Below are 19,071 nucleotides of genomic sequence, written 5' to 3'. Positions count from 1 at the left end.
TTCAAACGCGCGAACCCACGGAGTCTAAGAGTAACTCCGTGACACTTCCCCAAACCTTCATTCTCGGCAAGGCGCTGTGCTTTGATCTGTGGATGTCGGCCTCGGGCGTGTTCTCCTGCAACTCGTGCCGCAACCTCGCCACCGATGGCGACGACAACATGCAGACCTCGATCGGCCATGCCCGGCAAAAAAGCCCTCGCAACTCTCCAAGGCGCTCGAGGCTACGTTGACAACCCCTGCGCCGCATGGCTCAACTGTGACGATGGCGCACTCTCGGACGAGCAGGCGGTCGGGCTGGAACTGTTCATGGACAAGGGCGGTTCGGCTTGCCACAACAGCGTCAACCTCGGAGGCAATGACTACGATCCCATCGGCCTGATCAAGAAACCAGGGGCCGATGTGCTGCCGCCCGATGATCGGGGCCGTGTTACAGTGACCGAGACGGCGGATAATTCCTACGTGTTCCGCGCCGCACCGCTGCGCAACATCGACCAGACTGCGCCCCGTTTCCACTCCGGCAAGGTCCGGGATCTCAAGGTCGCGGTGCAGATCATGGGCACCTCACAGCTCGGCACCAGGATCAACGATCAGGAGACCGATCAGATCGCCGCCCTTCTCGGGGCGCTCATCGGCAGGATGCCCAAAGTGATCTACCCGGTGCTGCCCGCCGAGACGTAGCAGACACCCCGGCCCACGGGCGATGTCCAATAGTTGAGACCAAGAGACGGGCGGGTGAGCGGAAACAAGTGCCTTAAACCCGCGTCAGGCTACTGCCCCGAAGCCAACGCTCCGGGTCAGCCGCCCTGCCCGTCTGCCCTGTCGATGAGGCCTGCCTGTTCCAGTCTGGGGCGATACTTGCGGCTGACGGGCACCCGGTCGCCATTGCGCAGCGAAACAAATAGCCGCGCGCCGTCTCGTTCGACACGCTCAATCGCACAAAGCGCCACCCAGTGCGAGCGATGCGTGCAGAAGCCCTTGACCGGCTCCATCTCGTCGATCGCGTCGCCCAGTCGCAGCCGCACCGTCTCCGTGCCGTGCGACGTGGCCACTTCGACAAAATGATCATTGGCGGACAGGCGCATAATTTCGGCATCGGGCCAGTCCGAGAGACGGCGATGCAACCGGGTCAGCGGCACCTTGGACACGCGAGCGGAGACAGCATAGCTGGCCGGCTGTTCCAACCCGAACAGACGGCGCAGGACGAAAACCGAGCCAACAACGATAACGGTGTTGAGAGAGATACTGAACAGGCTCAGGTCCACACGGCTGATTTGCGGATCGAGCGTGCCCCGCAGGAGCCAGATCGCCGGGGCGAGAAACAGGCTTGTCAGTAGGCTCACAACCGCATCGAAAACCGCCGGGTGCGGCCTGACACAGACGGTCTTCTTGATCGCCCGGGCAACGCTGCCGATCAGAATACCGATGCTCGCCACAAGGCCCCAATAGGCGAGGCGCGTAGGCCACATCATCGTGTCATAGGTGCCGAAAGGCCCTGCAACCACCGCGATCACGCAAACCGAAACCCAAATAGACAGTGTTAATGGAGAAAGCAGGCCGTCCCGCGTCTCTGCCATATGTCGGCTAAACTCAGACCAATACAAACCAAAACCCTTACTCTTAATCGTTAAACGTGCATTTATCAGTGAGATACATCTAATCCAAGGTGGCAAGTCACATGCCGGGAACTTTACCGTGACATGAACAGCGCGAGGGCAAAATGGGAAATTCAACCAAGCTATCCCCCGACATAGAGGCGCGAATCCGACAGAGCTTTCATGCGCAGGCGATGATGGCAACGCTCGGCGCGACGCTGGAAGACCTCTCGGCCGGGCATGCGCGCATCGAAGCGCCGATCCTGCCGGGCAGCCGCCAGCAGCACGGCTACGCCCACGCAGGCCTGACATTCGCCATTGGTGACAGCGCAGCGGGCTATGCAGGGCTCAGCGTGATGCCGGAGGGGTTCGAGGTGTTGACCACCGAAATGAAGATCAACCTGCTGGCACCGGCACTGGGCGAACGGCTGATCGCGCGCGGGCGGGTGATCAAGGCGGGTCGACGGCTGGTCATCGTGCAGGCGGATGTCCATGCGCTCGACGAGGGCCGCGAAACCCATGTGGCGCTACTGACCGGCACGATGATACCCCTTGCGCCCAACCTGTCGTGATGTGTGCTGGTATCCCGGGATGACCCGTCAACGACGCCGCTCGCGCCACCAGATATAGAGCCCGGCCCCGGCGATGATCAGCCCCCCTCCCAATGTCCAGACCGTGGGATAGACCTCGAAAACGACGATGCTTGCCACCGCCGCGAGAACGATCTGGATATAGACAATCGGGGCCAGGATCGAGGCATCCGCCATGCGATGCGCGTAGGTGGCGGAAATATGACCGACCCCGCCGAATATGCCGATCAAGAGAAACGGCGCCCAGTCAATGGCCGTCGGCGGCCATTGCCAGACCCGCGCCGCGAAGGGCGCGAGACAAACCGTCGCCAGCCCCGAGGCCCATAACTGGCTGGTAGCGTTGCTCTCGGTCCCGGCCAGCATGCGGGTCATGATGAAATAGAGCGCCGCGAGGGTCATCGCGGCAAGGTTCAACAGCATGGCCGGGTGAAACTCGGCCCCCCAGGGCTGCATCACCACCAGCACGCCGACGAAGCCGGTACACACTGCCGCGAACCGGTGCAAGCCGACCCGTTCCCCCAGAATCGGTATCGCCAGGACCGTCACTGCAATCGGACCGGCGAACATGATCGTCGTGGTGACCGTGATCGGCAGGAATTGCAAAGAGGTGAAATTGCAGATCGTGCTGCCGAACAGACAGGACGAGCGCAGCAATTGCCGCCCCGGCGCATTGGATCGCAGCGCGGACCGGCCTTCGCGGGGCAGGAACAGGGCAAGCGCCAGCAGGAAATGCACCGCATAGCGCACGAACACCACCTGGATCGCGGCATGACCGGCGGTCACCAGCCACTTGGCCGAGGTGTCGATGCAGGTGAAGAACAGCACGGCCAACGCCATCATCGCCACGCCCAGGCCCATGCGGTTCTCGCGTTGGGCAACAGCGTCGTTCGGCTGGCCCACACGCATCAGGCGGCGGCCCAGCCACCGTCGATCACATGCGCCTGCCCGGTCGTGAAGCTCGAGTCGTCCGAGCCCAGATAGACCGCGAGATGCGCGATCTCCTCGGGCTGTCCGATCCGGCCCATCGGTTGACGTGCGACAAACGCGGCGCGCGCGGCCTCGTAATCCCCGGTGGCGCTCAGCCGGTCCTGCAGGCTCGGGCTTTCGACGGTGCCCGGGCAGATGCAGTTCACCCGCACGCCCTTGGTCACGTAATCGACCGCCACCGATTTGGTCAGCCCGATGATCGCCGCCTTCGAGGTGCCGTAGATGCAGCGCCCCGGCGCGCCGATGATCGAGGCGACCACCGAGGCGATGTTGACGATCGAACCACCGCCACGCTCCAGCATGCCCGGCACGGCGGCCTGCATGGCGTGGAACTGCGATTTCACGTTTAGGGTCATGGCGAAATCGAACTCGTCATCGCTGGCCTCTAGCAGCGTTCCGGCATGCACGAACCCCGCGCAATTCACCAGGATATCGGGCGCCGCAGTGCGGATCGCGTCTTGCAGCGCCACCTTGTCGGTCACGTCGAGCGCGAAAGTCTCGGCCTCCAGCCCGTTCAGCAGGTCAGCCTTGAGGTCGGTCGCCGTGACCTGCGCCCCCTCGCGGATATAGGCCTCGGCAATTGCTCGGCCGATGCCCTGACCGGCGGCGGTGATAAAGGCGCGTTTGCCCTGCAATCTCATGTTTTCTTCTCCAGGTTTCGTGTCATCCAATCGACCATCTCGGGCACCATCAGATCGCCCTCGCCGCCATCGCGCGCGCGCCGCAAGGTGGCATCCGCCGCCCCCGACATCGCGCTGTCGAGGCCGAGCGCGTCGGCCATCTGCCGGTAATACCCGACATCCTTGGCGGCGTTGGCCACCGAGAAGGCCAGATCGACCTTGCCCTCGACCGCGTAGTTTCGGATGAAATCCATCATCCCTGAATGGAGCGGCCCGGCCGCCATCACCCCATGCAGCGCGTCGCGATCTATTCCTGCCGCATCGGCAAGGGCGAAGGCCTCGGACAAGGCACAGGCCGTTGTCATCGCAAAGAAATTGTTGATCAGCTTGATGGTGTGCCCATTGCCCAGCTTGCCGAGGTGAAAGACATTCTCGCCAAGCGTGTCGAGGATCGGCTTGACCCGGTCATAGGCGGCCTTGTCGCCCGCGCACATGATGTTGAGCTTTCCCTCCTTGGCATGGGATGGCGTGCGACCGAGCGGCGCGTCGAGATATGTCGCCCCTTTTTCGGCGAGTGCGGCACCGATCTTGAGGGTCGAGTCCGGTAGCGAGGTGCCGAAATCGATCACCACCTGCCCGGCGGCGGTCCCCTCCAACACGCCACCCGCGCCGAGGATGCGCGATTCCACCTGATCCGATGTGCCGACGCAGAGCATGACGATATCCGACCGCTCCGCCAGATCGCGCGCCGATTGCGCCTCCTGCCCGCCACGTGACACCGCCGCCTCAACGCCGCTGCGGTCGCGATGGCCCAGCACGACGACCGGATAACCGTCCTTTTGCAGGCATTCGACCATGGCCCGGCCCATCAGGCCGAGGCCGATGAATCCGATGGTTTGCTTGCTCATGCGAGCCTCCTTTCGTGGACCGGCGTGGCATCCTGTCCGCCGGTCGATTTCGGGTTAGAGAAACAGCGTGACAATCGGCGGCCAGACCAACAGAACCGACAGCGCCAGCAATTGCAACGCGATGAACGGCAGAAAGCCGCGGAAAATATCCGTGATCGAGATATCCGGCGGGGCAACCGATTTGAGATAGAACGCGGCCGGGCCGAAGGGCGGCGACAGAAAGCTCACTTGCATGTTCATCGTAAAGACTACACCGAACCAGATCGGCACATAACGCGGATCAACCGACCCGAGCCAGCCGATCTCCTCAGGCGGCAGCTTGACGACGATGGGCAGAAACACCGGCATGATCAGCAGTACGATACCGATCCAGTCCATGAACATGCCCATCACCAGAAAGATTGCCATCATCACCAGGATGATCCCCATGGTCGGCAATTCGGCCCCGATGATCATGTTGGCCACATAACTCGGCCCGCCGACCAGCGTGTAGGCGGCGGCAAGGGCGGCGGCCCCGATCGTGACCCAGATGATCGTGCCGGTGGATTTCAGCGTACGCATCAGGCTGTCCCAGACGATGGCAAAGGTCATCTCGCGACGCAGTAACCCGATCACGAAAACCGCGATGGCCCCCATGCCCGCCGCCTCGGTGATGCCGGTGATGCCGCCATAGATCGATCCAAGAACGACGCCGATCACCACGATTGGCGCGACGAGACCCTTGCCCATCTCCCAGCCCCTGGCCGTGCGCGCACGACCGACCACGAGAAAGACCACCGCCAGCGAGATCGCGAAGGCCCCCAACAGCCAGGGCAGATCCGACACCATGCCAAGCGGAATAGGATCGGTGCCCTCGCGCACGGCGTTGTCGCCGATCAGCGTGAAGAACACGGCGCGCAGTGTGAGAACCCCGCTGATCCAGGCCATCATCCGCGCGAGGAACCCGAGGAACATCAGCCCCTTTTCCCGGCCTTTCGGATCGTCCGGGTCGTCGGGCGGCAGCGGGGCGAGTGCGGGATTCAGGTTGGTGCGCACGATGATGTAGATCAGAAAGAACGAGGCCAGCATGAAGCCCGGCAGGAACGACGCGGTGAACAGCGCCTTGATCGAGGTCTCGGTCACCAGCCCGTAGAAGATCAGCACGATCGACGGCGGGATCATCGTGCCGAGGCTGCCCGAGGCACAGATCGTGCCCACGGCAAGGTTGCGGTCATAACCAAGCCGCAGCATCTGCGGCAACGCGATCAAGCCAAGCAGAACCACCTCGCCGCCGATGATACCCGACATCGCCGCCATGATCACCGCCATGATCGAGGTGACGATGGCGATCCCGCCGCGTGTCCGGCTGAGCCATAGGTTGAGCGAGGAATACATGTCGCGCGCAATGCCGGATCGCTCCAGCAGGGCCGCCATGAAGATGAAGAGCGGCACCGAGATCAGAACATAGTTGGTCATCTGCCGGTAGACCGCCTGCGCCAGCACCGAGAGCGGCCCACGCCCGAAGGTGCCGAACAGCAGATCGAGGTCGAATTTGAGCGCCAGCGTCACCACCGCCAGAAAGGCCGATGCAAAGCCAAGCGGCATGCCGATGGCCAAGAGCGCGAACATGCCGAAGAGCAGGATCAGGCTGAGCGTACCGATATCGATCATCAGGCCCGGTCCTCCAGGGTGCGACGGATGGATTCGATCTCGACCTCGTCGATCTCGTCGGCGTGCAGATCGGCCGCCTCGCGGTTCCAGTCGGCGATCAGGTTCGAAACCGCCTGCACCGCCACCAGGATGATCGCGATGAGCAGAAACGGTTTGACGGTGCCCGGCAAGGGCGGATCCCAGGCAGTGCCGAAGGTCTCCATCCGCAGGAACCGCGTCTCGGCGTCGTTGAAGCCGCCCCAGACCAGAGCAAAGGCAAATCCGACGATGAGCAGCACCGACAGCGTATCCGACGCCTTGCGCATCCAGCGCGGCATCTGGTCATAGATCACGTAGATGCGGATATGGCTGCGCTGCTGCATGGCGTATTGCCCGGCCAGCAGAAACACGAAAGCGGCCAGCCAGAGCGAGAGTTCATTGGCCCAGAGCGTCGGTTGCGAAAAGACGTAGCGCGAGACCACCTCGTAAAACATCACCAGCACGATCAGGGCCACGAGGATCATTGCTGCGCGGCTCAGAACAAGGCTGACGATGTCGAAAAACCCCTTGCGCGCGGGTTCGATATCGCCCTTGAAATCCGACAGGTAGAGCGACGTGAAGAAAAGCGCCCCCGCGAGCGTGGCCAGCATCAGCTTGACCATCGGGCGGCCCTCCGGGCGAATCATCTCATGCATGCCGATGGCCGTGTCCGGGTCGGTGAGCCGCGCCGCCACGAGCCAGACATAGAGGAGCAGCGCGACACCGCAAAACCCGATCATTGACAGTTTCACGGGTCGGCGCGCGCGGCCAAGCCAGACACTCTTGCTCATTATTTTAGGTCTCCCACTCCCGTGCCGCATGGACCGGTCCGTTTGCAAACTGGAAAAGGCGGGCCAAGGCAGCCCGCCTTGCGCATGGGGTTGAGTTAGTTCAGAAGCCCAAGCTGCCGCAGATAGGCCTTGTGGCTCTCGAGAATGGCGCGCGCCTGTTCATTCTTGTCGCCCCAGCGTTCCCAAGAAACTTGCGCCGCGTCGCGGAACACCTTGCGGTCTTCATTCGACCAGGTGTGCAGGGTTACGCCCTGCTCCTCCAGCTTGGCGGCAGCCTCGGCATTGGCGCGCTCATTGGTGAGGGCGATGTGAAAGCCCATCTTCTGCCAGGCGGTCTCGATGATCCGGCGCTGCGATTCCGTCAGCCCCTCCCAGACGTCCTTGTTGCAGGCCAAATGGTCCGAAGGCATCGAGTGAAAGCCGGGATAGGTGGCGTGATCGACGATATCATAAAGCCCGAGCCCGACATTGTTGGCCAGCCCCGAGGCATCCGCCCCGTCGATGATCCCGGTCTCGAGCGCGGTGAAAATCTCGGTGAAATCCATCACGATGGGCGAGGCCCCGAGTTGCTCGAAAATCTCGGTCTCCATGCCAGGGGGCGAACGGAACTTCCAGCCCTTGAGGTCCTCTGGGCCAGCGATAGGTTCGGAGGACGACAGCGATTCCTGACCGTAAATGGACCAGCCGACCAACTGCATGTTGTGCTCGTTATAGAGGTTCTGCGCCGCCTCGTAACCGCCGCCGTAATAGAGCCATGAATATTGCTGCCAGGCGGTGTCATAGCCGCCCATGAAGTCACCGACGAACTGGAAGGCCGGGTTCTTGCCGGTCTGATAGGCCCCGCCGGTAGCGTCGCAGTCGAGAATACCGTTGATCGCCGCGTCAAAGGTTTCGGTCGTGGCGACGACGGCCGAGGAATAGAACATCTCGATCGCGATTTCGCCGTCGGACATGGTCTCGACATCGTCGATGAAGCGCGCGAGCGCCTGCCCGGTGGGATGCTCCGTGGCGTAATGGGTCTGCATCCGCAGGGTCACCTCCTGCCCGAGGGCACCTGTGGCCAGTAGCGCGGCGGCAGCGGTAGATGTGAGTAGTGGCTTCAAGGTCATTGGTCTTTCCTCCCTGTCACGGCTTCTGTGCCGCTTCCTCCGTTGCAGGATCGCCCTGCACCAAAATGGTATACCATTCCGGAATGGACGGTAAACAAAGTGAATTTCACAATCAACTTGTTTTGGTATACCAAATCGAGAATTATGGACGCGCTGCCCGGCACGGGTTAGCAGAGCCCGGGAACGCACAGGTCGAGGAATTTCTTTGCGATGTCAGGACCAACGCTCGCAAACCGCATCGCCAACGAGTTGCGCCGCAGCATCCTGCGCGGCGAGCTTGTGCCCGGTGCGCCGATCAAAGAACGCGACCACGCGGCGGCCATGGGCGTCAGCCGCACGCCGATGCGCGAAGCGATTCGCATTCTGGCCAAGGAGGGGCTGGTCGTGCTCAGCCCGTCGCGCAGCCCGGTCGTGAGCCGACCCACGGCGAAAGAGCTGTGCGATCAGGCGGTCGTGCTGGTGGCGCTCGAAAAGCTCTCCGGCGAACTGGCCTGCGACCACGCGACCGAGGCCGATCTCGACCACATTCGCGAGGCGGCACGCCTCATGGAAGAGACCTTCTACACAGCCGAGCGGATCGACTCTTTTGAAATGGACATGGCCTTTCACACCACCATCGCCGAAGCCTCGCGCAACGCCGCGCTTGCGCGCACGCACAAGGCCTATCTCGCGCGGCTGTGGCATGCCCGTTACCTGACCTCGCGCATGCGCGAGAACCGAGAGCGCGTGTTGACCCAGCATGACGGCATCCTCGACGCGATCCTGGCGCGCGACAAGGCCGCGCTTTGCTCTGCGTTCGACGCCCATCTCGGGAACCTGCTCACGGATCTCGAGAACCTGATGATCTCGCAAATGCGGGATCAACCTAAGACACCGGAAAAGCCCGGAGAAGAGGAGACCCATGAAACTTCTTAGAGTTGGCCCGCATGGCGCGGAACGGCCCGCCATTCTCGATGCCGACGGACAACTGCGCGACCTGTCGGGCGAGGTGCCCGATTTCGCCGGCGACGCGGTATCCCAGGACGCGCTCGCGCGGATTGCGGCGCTCAATACCGCGAGCCTTCCGGTGATCGAGGAACCGGGTCGCATTGGCCCGTGCCTGAGTTGGGTCCCGAATTTCATCGCCATCGGGCTGAACTACGCCCAACACGCCGCCGAGACGGGGGCCAAGGCGCCAGAGGAGCCGGTCGTCTTTTCGAAGGTCACAAGCTGCCTGTCCGGTCCCAACGACCCGGTGCCTCTGCCGCGCGGGTCGAGCAAGGCCGACTGGGAGGTCGAGCTTGGGGTCATCATCGGACGTGACACGCTCTACGTCCCAGAGGAGGATGCGCTCGATCACGTCGCGGGATATTGCGTGATCAACGACGTCTCCGAGCGCGCCTTCCAGATCGAACGCGGCGGGCAATGGGTCAAGGGCAAATCCGCCCCCGGTTTCGGGCCAATCGGCCCCTGGCTGGTCACCGCCGACGAGGTGCCCGACCCGCAGGCGCTCGACCTGTCGCTGGCGCTCAACGGCGAGACGGTGCAATCCTCCAACACCTCGGACATGATTTTCGGCGTGGCCGAGATCGTGTCCTATCTCAGCCACTTCATGCTACTGCGCGCGGGGGACATTATCGCCACCGGAACGCCCTCGGGTGTTGGCCTCGGCATGTCGCCGCAACGCTTTCTGAAGCCGGGCGACGTGATGGAGCTGACCATTGAGGGCCTTGGCAATCAGCGCCAGGAGGTGATCGCGGCCAACTAAGGCACCGGGCCTGGCGACAACGAATCGTCGGGCCCGTGTCCTCGCGTCAGCTACGGCCCTTCTCGACCTCCGCACCCAGATCGAGGCCATTCAGCGCGGCCACGTGATCGGCCAGCATCGGCATGTAATCGGCCCCCTTGCCCTGTGCGACGGCACTGGCAAAGGCGTTGCGGATCGTGGCAGACATGGGATTGGCCATGCCCGCCGCCTGTGCCATCAGACAGACATAGCCGATATCCTTGGCGGCATTATCGAGGCTGAAGACATGCGCCTCGCGGTTTCGGTCGCAGACCCATTGTGTGTAGGTCTCGAAAAAGCCGCAGCCCATGCGGCTGCCACCGATCACCTCGCGAACAAGCTGTGGCGCGAGCCCGACCTTGGCCCCCATGGTGAACGCCTCGGCATAGAGCGCGGCATAGCCGGTGCCGAGGAAATTCATCACCAGTTTCATCTTGTGCCCCGCGCCCACCGGCCCGAGATGCGTGACCGATCCGGCCCAGCAGTCGATCACCGGCCTGACGCTCTCAAACACCTCCGGCGCGGCCCCGACCATGGCATCGAGCGTGCCGGCCTCGGCCTCCTTGGGTGTGCGGCCGAGCGGGGCATCGACCATATGCATGTCGCGTGCCTCCAACTCGGTGGCGAGCGCCTCTGTCGAGACCGGGTTTGCGGTGGTGGTATCGACCACGATTAGTCCCGGCTTGCCATTGGCGATCAACCCGTCCTCGCCCCTGACCACCGCCTCCACCTGTGGCGAGTTCGACAGGCACAGAAACACGATGTCACAGGCCGCCGCCATCTCCGAGAGGCTTGCGGCCTCCCGCGCGCCCATAGCCGTCAGGCTTTCGACGGGCGCGCGGTTGCGGTTGCCCTTGATCATCAGGTCATAGCCGCCCTTGAGAATATTCTTGGCCATGCCATGGCCCATATAGCCCACGCCGACAAAGCCGATTTTTGGTTGACCCGTCACATTCCTGTCCTCCTTGTTCCGGTTCACGCGACCTGCGTCAAAAGCGGCTTGCCCGCCATAAAGGCCGCGATGTTGTCGCGTTGCAATTTTCCCATGGCTGCGCGCGTGACATGCGTGCCCGAGCCCTGATGCGGTTGCAGGACCACGTTGTCGAGTGCGGCAAAGCGCGGGTCGAGCTCCGGCTCGGAGCAGAACACGTCGAGCGCGGCACCGGCCAGGCGGCCATCCTCCAGCCGGTCGAGCAACGCGCCCTCATCCACCGTCGAGCCGCGCGAGATGTTTACCAGCACCCCCTCCTGCCCGAGCGCATCCAGCACCTCGGCCGACACCATGCTCTCGGTCTCCGGACCACCGACTAGGGCCACCACCAGGAAATCCACCGCCCGCGCGAGGGACGCGGGATCGTCGTGATAGGTCCAGCCCGGCGTGTCCTTTTCGCTGCGCGACCAGTAGTGCAGCTCCATCTTGAACGCGGCCAGACGGTCTGCGATCTCGCGTCCGATCCGTCCCAGCCCGAGAATGCCCACGCGCCCGCCCGACATCTTGCGATTGAGCGGAAATGCCTGCCCGTTGGCCCAGGCCCCGGAGCGGGCATGATGATCGCCCTGCACCATCCGGCGGCATTGCGCGATCATCATGCCGACCGCGAGATCGGCGACATCGTCATTGAGCACATCGGGCGTGTTGGTCACCGCGATGCCGCGGGCCTGCGCATCGGCCACGTTGATCGCGTCATAGCCAACGCCGTAATTTGCGATCAGACCAAGCGCCGGAAAGAGATCCATCAACGCCCCGTCAAAGCGCGTATGTCCCTTGAAGGCGATGGCGCGAACCGCGCCGCGAGTCTCTTCGTTCAGCGCCGCGGCGACGTCTAGGCTGTCCACGATCCGGGCGCCGAGATCGTCCTCAAGGGCGGTCTCGTCCACCTCGCTGAAGGTTCCGATTGCGAGGGTTTCGGTCATGTGTAGATCTCCCTGAAAAATGTTCAGCCGCGCCCGATATAGGGCATGGCGCTGGCCATCACGGTCATGAATTGCACATTGGCCTCAAGCGGCAAGGAGGCCATGTGCAGCACGGATTGCGCCACATGGGTCACATCCATCACCGGCTCCACCGCCAGCGATCCGTCCGCCTGCGGCACGCCCTGGGTCATGGCCTGCGCCATCTCGGTCAGGGCGTTGCCGATATCGATCTGACCGCAGGCGATGTCGAACGCCCGCCCGTCGAGCGAGAGCGTGCGTGTCAGCCCGGTGATCGCGTGTTTCGAGGCGGTATAGGGGGCAGAGCCCCAGCGGGGCACATGGGCCGAGACCGAGCCATTGTTGATGATCCGTCCGCCCTGCGGATCCTGCCGCCGCATCTGCGCAAAGGCGGCGCGCGCGGCGATGAACGCCCCCATGACATTCACGTCGATCAGGGTGCGGATCTCGTCGATATCCAGCTCGTCTATCGGTGCGCCCTTCATCGCGACACCGGCATTATTGAAGAGCGCGTCCACACGGCCCCATTCTCTGGCCGCACGCGCCACCATCGCCTCGGTCGCATCGGCGTCGGTCACGTCGCAGGGCAGGACAAGCGCCGCACCGTGGGCCGCCGCCGTCTCTTCGAGCGCCTCGACGCGGCGTCCGACAAGGCCGACCTGCCACCCCGCATCGAGAAAGACCCGGGCGGTGGCGCGTCCCACGCCACTGCCCGCACCGGTGATGATAATGTTCTGCGCCATGGCTCCCCCTCAGTGATTGTCGCGCGGCAGGTTGCGGGCGACACGTTGATAGGCCGTCGCCAGTTCAAGACAACCACCCTCGGCCAGTTGCCCGACATGGCGGCGATAGATCTCCTGCCACGGTGTCTGGTTCTCGATTTCGGGCGGGGTCCAGTCAGCCTTGCGGCGGTCCCATTCCTCCTGCTCCACCAGCGCCTCCATCGAGGCGGTGTTGAGGTCGAGCCGCACCCGGTCGCCGGTCTGAAGATAGGCCAGGCCGCCGCCGACCACCGATTCGGGCGAGGCGTTGAGGATCGAGGGGCTTTCCGACGTGCCCGATTGCCGCCCGTCGCCGACCGTGGGCAGGTGATGCACACCGGCACGCAGCACCGCATCGGGCGGCTGCATATTCACCACCTCGGCCGCGCCGGGGTAGCCGACACAGCCGACATTGCGGATGAACAGGATGGTTTCTTCATCAATTCCAAGGCTCTCGTCATTGATCCGGTCGTGGTAATCTTCGGGCCCCTCGAACACCACGGCCCGCCCTTCAAAGATGCCCTCCTCACCGGGGGTGGAGAGAAACCGCTTGCGGAAGTCGGGCGAGATCACGGAGGTCTTCATCAGCGCGGAGTCGAACAGATTGCCCGAGAGCACGATGAACCCTGCATTCTCGCGCAGCGGGCGGTCATAGGGGCGGATCACGTCATGATCTACGCTGTCGCAACCCACGAGGTTTTCGGCCATTGTCTTGCCCGTGACGGTCATCACCCCGCCATGCAAACGACCGGCCTTGTGCAGTTCGCCCATCACCGCAGGCACACCGCCCGCGCGGTGGAAACTCTCGCCGAGATAGACTCCGGCGGGCTGCATGTTGACCAGAAGCGGCTCTTCGAAGCCGACGGTCTGCCAGTCCTGCACATGCAGGTCCACGCCCGCATGACGCGCGATGGCCTGCAGATGCGGCGGCGCGTTGGTCGAACCGCCGATGGCGGTGTTGGTCTTGATCGCGTTCTCGAAGGCCGCGCGCGTCAGGATATCGGAGGGCTTGAGATCCTCCAGCACCATCTCGACGATCCGCTTGCCGGTGGCAAAGGCCATCTCCATGCGCTCGCGGAAGGGCGCGGGAATGGCCGACGATCCCGTGAGCGTCATGCCAAGCGCCTCTGCCATGGCGTTCATCGTCGAGGCAGTGCCCATCGTGTTGCAATGCCCCAGCGACGGGGCAGAGGCGCAGGCGCGCTCCATGAACTCTTCGTAGTCGATCTTGCCCTCGGCCAGCAGGCGGCGACCCTCCCAGACGACCATGCCCGAGCCCGCGCGCTTGCCCTTGTACCAGCCATCGAGCATCGGCCCGCCATTGAGTGCAATCGCGGGCAGGTCCACCGTCGCCGCCCCCATGAGCTGGGCCGGGGTGGTCTTGTCACAGCCGGTGGTCAGCACTACGCCGTCGATCGGATAGCCATGCAGAACCTCGACCAGGCTGAGATAGGCGAGATTACGGTCAAGCGCCGCCGTGGGCCGCTTGCCGGTCTCCTGGATCGGGTGGATCGGAAATTCCATCGGGATGCCGCCCGCGTCGCGAATGCCCGCCTTGATCCGATCCATCAGGAAGATGTGGATCTTGTTGCAGGGTGCGAGATCGGATCCGGTATTGGCGATGCCGATGACGGGCCGGCCGCTCTGCAGTTCCTCGCGGGTGAATGTCTGGTTCTGATAGCGCTCCAGATAGAGCGCGGTCATGCCCGGATTGTTGGGATTGTCGAACCATTCCTGCGAGCGGAAACGCTTGTTGGCGCGGGTATTGCTCATGCTGTCCTCCTCGAGACGTCCGCCTGCCCGAGTGCTGTCGCGCGGCGTTTGCGGCAAGCATCGGATTTGGTATACCAAAATGCAAGCCAAAACATGGGCCCTTTGAAATACACGGTGCAGTGCCCGCCGCTGACGCCGTGGCATCAGGAAACAGCGCTCGCACAGGCGATGGCGTCACGCCCGATCCGACCGCCCGACGTCGCCAAGGGTGCGCCGCGATTCGGCCGGTGGGTGGCGGCGGCCCCTCCAACCAACAGCATGTCATCCGATATGGTCCAAATCGCTGTTGACCTTTGGGACATGCCGGCACTAGTCAAATGGTATACCAGAGGCGGCACAACCACGGAACGAACGGGAGAGCGGATGCAAGCGCGCAGAACGGCGACGGACAGGACGCGCAGATGCTGACATTCGCGCTTGCCGTGCTGTTCCTGATCATCACGCCGGGTCCGGGGGTCTTGTCCACCGCCGGAGTGGGATCGGCCTACGGGTTCCGGGCCGGTCTGACCTATGTCACCGGGCTGTTCATCGGCGCCAACCTTGTCGCGCTCGCGGTGATCTCGGGGCTTGCGGCAATCCTTCTGGCAGAGCCGGTGATTCGCACCCTGCTTATGGCCGCCTCGATCCTCTACCTGCTCTATCTCGCCGCACGGATCGCGCTGGCTGGGTCGCGGATCGCGTTCATCGAGGCGCGCCGCGCCCCCGGGATCGGCGCGGGGATCCTGCTGCAGGCGATCAACCCCAAGGCCTATGCGGTCAACACCACGCTGATGGCGGGCTTTCCCTACGCACCAGGAAACCTGCTGTTCGAGACCGCGAGCAAGCTGGTCATCATGAATCTGAACTGGATTCCCATTCACCTCGGCTGGCTCTGGGCAGGGGTGGCGCTGCACCGGCTAAACCTCACGGAACGCGCGCATCGCCGGATCAACGCCGCGATGGCAGCTTCGATGCTGGCGGTGGTGGTGCTGGCGTCCGTTACCGCACTGAGAACGGGCTGAGAAAGGACCGACACCATGACCCTCGATACCCCGTCCGCCCATCCCTCCGCAATTGACGCGCTCCGCGACCTGCTGGGGGACCGGCTGGTCACGACAACGGCCGACCGCGACGCGCATGGCCGCTGCGAGACATGGTATCCGCCCACCCCGCCCGAGGCGGTCGCCTATCCCGAGACCACCGAAGAGGTCTCGGAGATCGTCAAGCTCTGTCAGACGCATCGCTGCCCGGTCGTGGCCTGTGGCGCGGCAAGTGCGCTCGAGGGGCAGCATCTGGCGATTTCGGGCGGGATCAGTCTCGACATGACCCGGATGAATCGCGTGCTCACGGTCAGCGCCGAGGATCTGCATGCGGTGGTGCAACCGGGCGTCACACGGCACGCGCTCAATGAGGACATTCGCGCGACTGGATTGTATTTTCCAGTCGACCCCGGTGCCGATGCCTCGCTCGGCGGGATGGCGGCAACACGCGCCAGCGGCACCACTGCCGTGCGCCACGGCACGATGCGCGAGAATGTGCTGGCGCTCGAGGCGGTGATGGCGGATGGCACGGTCATCCGGACTGGATCGAGGGCGCGCAAATCCTCCACAGGCTATGACCTCACTCATCTGCTGATCGGCTCCGAAGGCACGCTCGGGATCATCACCGAACTGACCCTGCGTCTTCAGGGCGTGCCCGAGGCAGTGCTGGCCGCGACCTGCCGGTTCGCGACGGTCAAGGATGCGGTGAACTGCGTGATCGCAACCATCCAATCGGGCCTGCCGATGGCCCGGATCGAGCTACTGGACGAGATGATGGTGCGCGGCTTCAACCTCTATTCTGACAGCGGCCTGCCCGAGCGCCCGCATCTCTTTCTCGAATTCACCGGCACCCCGGCGAGCGTCACCGAGCAGAGCGGCGGTTTCGCGGACATCGCCGAAGAGTTCGGCATGCAGGCGTGGCAGACGGCCACCAGGACCGAGGAGCGCAACGCGCTCTGGTCGATGCGGCACAAGGCGCATTATGCCAGTCAGGCACTGGGCGGCCCTGGCACGCAGCTCTACGTGACCGATGTTTGCGTGCCGATCTCTCGGCTGGCCGATGCGGTGACCCATGCCCAGAGCCGGGCGCGTGATCTCGGGCTTGTCTCGACCATCGTCGGCCATGTCGGCGACGGCAACTTCCATTGCGGCGTCAGCATCGACCCGACCGACCGGGCCGATCTCGCCCGCGCCTCGGGTTTCGGGCATGACCTCGCGGACATGGCGCTGCGGCTCGGCGGGACGGTGTCGGGCGAACACGGCATTGGCCTCGGCAAGCGCGACCTGATGCACGCCGAGCACGGCGCGGCGGTCGATGTCATGCGAGCGATCAAGACCGCGCTCGATCCGCAGGACATTCTCAATCCCGGCAAGCTGCTGCCGCCCGAGGAGGGCAGCGAGGCTTGATCCGGGCAACACCGGCCACACGACAGCAAGAGGACGCGACATGAACATCACCATCATCGGCGGCGGCGGATTTCTGGGACAGAAGCTGGCGCGCGCACTGGTCGCACGGGGTACGCTCGACGGCAGGCAAATCTCGTGCATCACTCTGGCGGATGTGAACGATCCTGCCGGGATCACGGATGCCAGGGTGCCAATCAAAACCGCGCGCTGCGACATCACCGATCCGGCCTCGGTCGCGCAAGTGGTTACCGGTGAGACGGACGTGATCTATCACCTCGCCGCTGTCGTGTCCTCGCATGCCGAGGAGGAGTTCGAGGAGGGAATGCAGATAAACCTGCATGGAACGCTCAACATATTGGAGCGGTGCCGGGAGCTGGACAGTGTGCCGCTGCTGGTGTTCACCTCGTCTTTGGCGGTTTACGGTGGCGAGGTGCCAGACCCGATCACCGAGGTCTCGCTGCTCAATCCTCAAAGCTCTTATGGCACGCAAAAGGCCATAGGCGAATTGCTGGTCAACGATTATGCGCGCAAGGGTTATATCGACGGGCGTGGCGTGCGCCTGCCGACGATCTCGATCCGCCCCGGCAAGCCGAACCGCGCGGCGTCGAGCTTCATGTCCTCGATCCTGCGCGAGCCGCTGAACGGGCAGATGGCCAATTGCCCGGTGGATGAGGATTTCCAGCATTATTATCTCAGCCCGCGCAAATGCGTCGAGAACCTGATCCGGGTGGCGGAAATCTCCGCCGGGGATCTGGGGGGCAATCGCATTCTGCAAATGCCGGGGCGGACCTTGTCGATCCGGCAGATGATCGACGCGATGACGGCCGTGGCCGGGTCGGAGCCCGCGCGCCTGATCACGTGGCAGCCGGAAGAGGCGGTGCGTCAGATCGTGGGGGGCTGGCGCTTCGATATAAATGCCGACCGGGCGCTTGCGCTGGGACTGGAGGCGGATGGCAGTTTTGAAGAGAATGTGCGCGCCTATATCGAGGATGACCGGCCTGCGGGATGATTTTGGGATCAGAGGACATGCGGATTTTTGTCTGAAGGGGAAATCCGATTGAAGCCCCCTGCGCGAGACGCGGCCGTTAGGCCGCCGCGCGGCTCACGGCAACGATAGCAATAGGCCTGATTGTATTGAAAAGTTGGTTTGCTGCGAAGAAGACGCAAATCTGCAGTCTATCCTCCCGTGAAAGCTCCGTCGCGCAAACACAGTTTGCCCAAGGGTGACATTAAGGAACGCTGTTTCAAAATTTTGAGGCGACTCTCAGGTTGCAGCGTTTTTCAACACAATCGGCCACTCACGCTCCTTCGCCGCGTGCTATAAGGTACTCCACCTAGGACCCGGAAAGAACCGCCTCCACGTCCGCGCGCCTGGGGATCGGGGCTATGGCACCGTAGCCCTGCACCGCGAGAGCCGCTGCTGTGCTGACATAGGCCTCGACTAGGGTGAGATATCTCACATGCCCGCCCCGTTCAAAGCTGCGCGGATGAGATCGCGCGCCGTGGCCTCGTCGTCCGCCTCAAGGGCGGCGGCGGGCAACAGGTTGCCGCCCATGCCGACGCAGAGCGCCCCGGCGGCGAGGTAATCAGCGGCGTTACCCGGTGTGATGCCGCCGGTGGGCATGAGCGCGATGTCGGGGAACACCGCCCGAAGCGCCCTCAGAAACCCGGGTCCGCCTGCGGCATCGGCGGGAAAGATCTTGACCACATGCGCGCCCGCCTGTGCGTGGTGCAGCACTTCGCCGGGTGTCATGGCGCCGGGCAGATAGGGGATCTGTGCTGCGCGACAGGCTGCTGCCACAGCGTCGCACCAACAGGGCGAGACGATGAACTGCGCGCCCGAGGCGATGGCCGCCTGCGCCTGCGTTGCATCAAGAACAGTACCCGCCCCGAGAATGACATCGGGATGCGCGACACCAAGGCGCTGCAAGAGCCCGTTCGCGCCGGGCACGCTCATGGTGATTTCGAGGACGCGAGCGCCTTCATGGGCGAGCAGGTGACATGCGGTTTCGGCGATGCTCGTATCGTGGTGGCGTATCACCGGAACGACACGGGCGTTTTTCAGGGCGCGGTTCAGATGGTCGGTCATTGCTCCTCCGGCGTGGTGCGTCCGGGCCATGCTTTCTCTTGCGTGACCCGGTAAAGATAC

The 19,071-nt window shown here is 63.6% G+C and carries 18 protein-coding genes and 1 pseudogene; 7 read left to right on the top strand and 12 right to left on the bottom strand.

Annotated elements, in window-relative coordinates:
- Positions 1 to 26: 26 nt before the first annotated feature.
- Positions 27 to 678, top strand: a pseudogene (locus BHD06_RS05675) (cytochrome-c peroxidase); the annotation flags it as partial.
- 116 nt (positions 679 to 794) lie between these two features.
- Here BHD06_RS05675 and BHD06_RS05670 read toward each other — a convergent pair.
- Positions 795 to 1,511 carry a LytTR family DNA-binding domain-containing protein gene (locus BHD06_RS05670; protein ID WP_176214288.1) on the bottom strand — a complete coding sequence of 239 codons (717 nt, stop codon included), beginning with the start codon at positions 1,509 to 1,511 and terminating at the stop codon, positions 795 to 797.
- 206 nt (positions 1,512 to 1,717) lie between these two features.
- Here BHD06_RS05670 and BHD06_RS05665 point away from each other — a divergent pair, with 206 nt between their 5' ends.
- Positions 1,718 to 2,164 (top strand): PaaI family thioesterase, encoded by a 447-nt coding sequence (locus BHD06_RS05665; RefSeq protein WP_080456027.1) that lies wholly within the window; start codon positions 1,718 to 1,720, stop codon positions 2,162 to 2,164.
- A gap of 27 nt (positions 2,165 to 2,191) precedes the next feature.
- Here the strand turns inward: BHD06_RS05665 and BHD06_RS05660 are convergent, their stop codons facing one another.
- The 6 genes from BHD06_RS05660 to BHD06_RS05635 form a co-directional block, all read right to left on the bottom strand.
- Positions 2,192 to 3,088, bottom strand: a complete 897-nt coding sequence (locus BHD06_RS05660) for a DMT family transporter (RefSeq protein ID WP_080456026.1) — start codon at positions 3,086 to 3,088, stop codon at positions 2,192 to 2,194.
- Positions 3,088 to 3,810 carry an SDR family oxidoreductase gene (locus tag BHD06_RS05655; protein ID WP_080456025.1) on the bottom strand — a complete coding sequence of 241 codons (723 nt, stop codon included), beginning with the start codon at positions 3,808 to 3,810 and terminating at the stop codon, positions 3,088 to 3,090. Before BHD06_RS05655 ends, BHD06_RS05660 begins: the two co-directional genes overlap by 1 nt.
- Positions 3,807 to 4,697 (bottom strand): NAD(P)-dependent oxidoreductase, encoded by an 891-nt coding sequence (locus BHD06_RS05650; RefSeq protein ID WP_080456024.1) that lies wholly within the window; start codon positions 4,695 to 4,697, stop codon positions 3,807 to 3,809. Before BHD06_RS05650 ends, BHD06_RS05655 begins: the two co-directional genes overlap by 4 nt.
- A gap of 54 nt (positions 4,698 to 4,751) precedes the next feature.
- Positions 4,752 to 6,347, bottom strand: a complete 1,596-nt coding sequence (locus BHD06_RS05645) for a TRAP transporter large permease subunit (protein WP_176214287.1) — start codon at positions 6,345 to 6,347, stop codon at positions 4,752 to 4,754.
- Positions 6,347 to 7,156: a TRAP transporter small permease subunit gene (locus tag BHD06_RS05640; RefSeq protein ID WP_080456023.1), complete on the bottom strand. Its 810-nt coding sequence runs from the start codon at positions 7,154 to 7,156 to the stop codon at positions 6,347 to 6,349. Before BHD06_RS05640 ends, BHD06_RS05645 begins: the two co-directional genes overlap by 1 nt.
- A 95-nt stretch (positions 7,157 to 7,251) precedes the next feature.
- Positions 7,252 to 8,265, bottom strand: a complete 1,014-nt coding sequence (locus tag BHD06_RS05635) for a TRAP transporter substrate-binding protein (RefSeq protein ID WP_080456022.1) — start codon at positions 8,263 to 8,265, stop codon at positions 7,252 to 7,254.
- 210 nt (positions 8,266 to 8,475) lie between these two features.
- On the opposite strand from BHD06_RS05635, the gene BHD06_RS05630 reads away from it, so the two are divergent.
- Positions 8,476 to 9,180 (top strand): GntR family transcriptional regulator, encoded by a 705-nt coding sequence (locus BHD06_RS05630; protein WP_080456021.1) that lies wholly within the window; start codon positions 8,476 to 8,478, stop codon positions 9,178 to 9,180.
- The gene (locus BHD06_RS05625) at positions 9,167 to 10,012 is read left to right on the top strand and encodes a fumarylacetoacetate hydrolase family protein (RefSeq protein ID WP_080456020.1); all 846 of its coding nucleotides are present in this window, start codon (positions 9,167 to 9,169) and stop codon (positions 10,010 to 10,012) included. Before BHD06_RS05630 ends, BHD06_RS05625 begins: the two co-directional genes overlap by 14 nt.
- Positions 10,013 to 10,058: 46 nt before the next feature.
- Here BHD06_RS05625 and BHD06_RS05620 read toward each other — a convergent pair whose 3' ends face one another.
- From BHD06_RS05620 to BHD06_RS05605, 4 genes are read right to left on the bottom strand one after another with little or no spacing between them, the layout of a single operon-like run.
- Complete coding sequence (locus BHD06_RS05620) at positions 10,059 to 11,009, bottom strand: NAD(P)-dependent oxidoreductase (RefSeq protein WP_254892324.1); 951 nt, start codon at positions 11,007 to 11,009, stop codon at positions 10,059 to 10,061.
- Positions 11,006 to 11,944, bottom strand: a complete 939-nt coding sequence (locus tag BHD06_RS05615) for a 2-hydroxyacid dehydrogenase (RefSeq protein WP_080456019.1) — start codon at positions 11,942 to 11,944, stop codon at positions 11,006 to 11,008. The genes BHD06_RS05620 and BHD06_RS05615 overlap by 4 nt, the downstream gene beginning before the upstream one ends.
- A 23-nt stretch (positions 11,945 to 11,967) precedes the next feature.
- Positions 11,968 to 12,705, bottom strand: a complete 738-nt coding sequence (locus tag BHD06_RS05610) for an SDR family oxidoreductase (protein ID WP_080456018.1) — start codon at positions 12,703 to 12,705, stop codon at positions 11,968 to 11,970.
- A gap of 9 nt (positions 12,706 to 12,714) precedes the next feature.
- Entirely contained in the window at positions 12,715 to 14,496 is a 1,782-nt protein-coding gene (locus BHD06_RS05605) for an IlvD/Edd family dehydratase (RefSeq protein ID WP_080456017.1), read from the bottom strand.
- A gap of 401 nt (positions 14,497 to 14,897) precedes the next feature.
- Here BHD06_RS05605 and BHD06_RS05600 point away from each other — a divergent pair, with 401 nt between their 5' ends.
- From BHD06_RS05600 to denD, 3 genes are read left to right on the top strand one after another with little or no spacing between them, the layout of a single operon-like run.
- On the top strand, positions 14,898 to 15,497 hold the full coding sequence (locus BHD06_RS05600) for a LysE family translocator (protein ID WP_080456016.1): 600 nt from the start codon (positions 14,898 to 14,900) through the stop codon (positions 15,495 to 15,497).
- A 15-nt stretch (positions 15,498 to 15,512) separates the two neighbouring features.
- Positions 15,513 to 16,922 carry an FAD-binding oxidoreductase gene (locus BHD06_RS05595; protein ID WP_080456015.1) on the top strand — a complete coding sequence of 470 codons (1,410 nt, stop codon included), beginning with the start codon at positions 15,513 to 15,515 and terminating at the stop codon, positions 16,920 to 16,922.
- 40 nt (positions 16,923 to 16,962) lie between these two features.
- The gene (denD, locus tag BHD06_RS05590) at positions 16,963 to 17,931 is read left to right on the top strand and encodes a D-erythronate dehydrogenase (protein ID WP_080456014.1); all 969 of its coding nucleotides are present in this window, start codon (positions 16,963 to 16,965) and stop codon (positions 17,929 to 17,931) included.
- Between the two features lie 447 nt (positions 17,932 to 18,378).
- On the opposite strand, the gene BHD06_RS05585 is transcribed toward denD, so the two are convergent.
- Positions 18,379 to 19,011 (bottom strand): bifunctional 4-hydroxy-2-oxoglutarate aldolase/2-dehydro-3-deoxy-phosphogluconate aldolase, encoded by a 633-nt coding sequence (locus tag BHD06_RS05585; RefSeq protein WP_080456013.1) that lies wholly within the window; start codon positions 19,009 to 19,011, stop codon positions 18,379 to 18,381.
- Positions 19,012 to 19,071 lie beyond the last annotated feature (60 nt).

The sequence above is a fragment of the Roseovarius sp. A-2 genome (assembly GCF_002072155.1).
Lineage (GTDB): Bacteria > Pseudomonadota > Alphaproteobacteria > Rhodobacterales > Rhodobacteraceae > Roseovarius.
The sequence above is the reverse complement of the archived record's forward strand: the minus strand, read 5'-3'. Positions and strand labels throughout refer to the sequence as shown.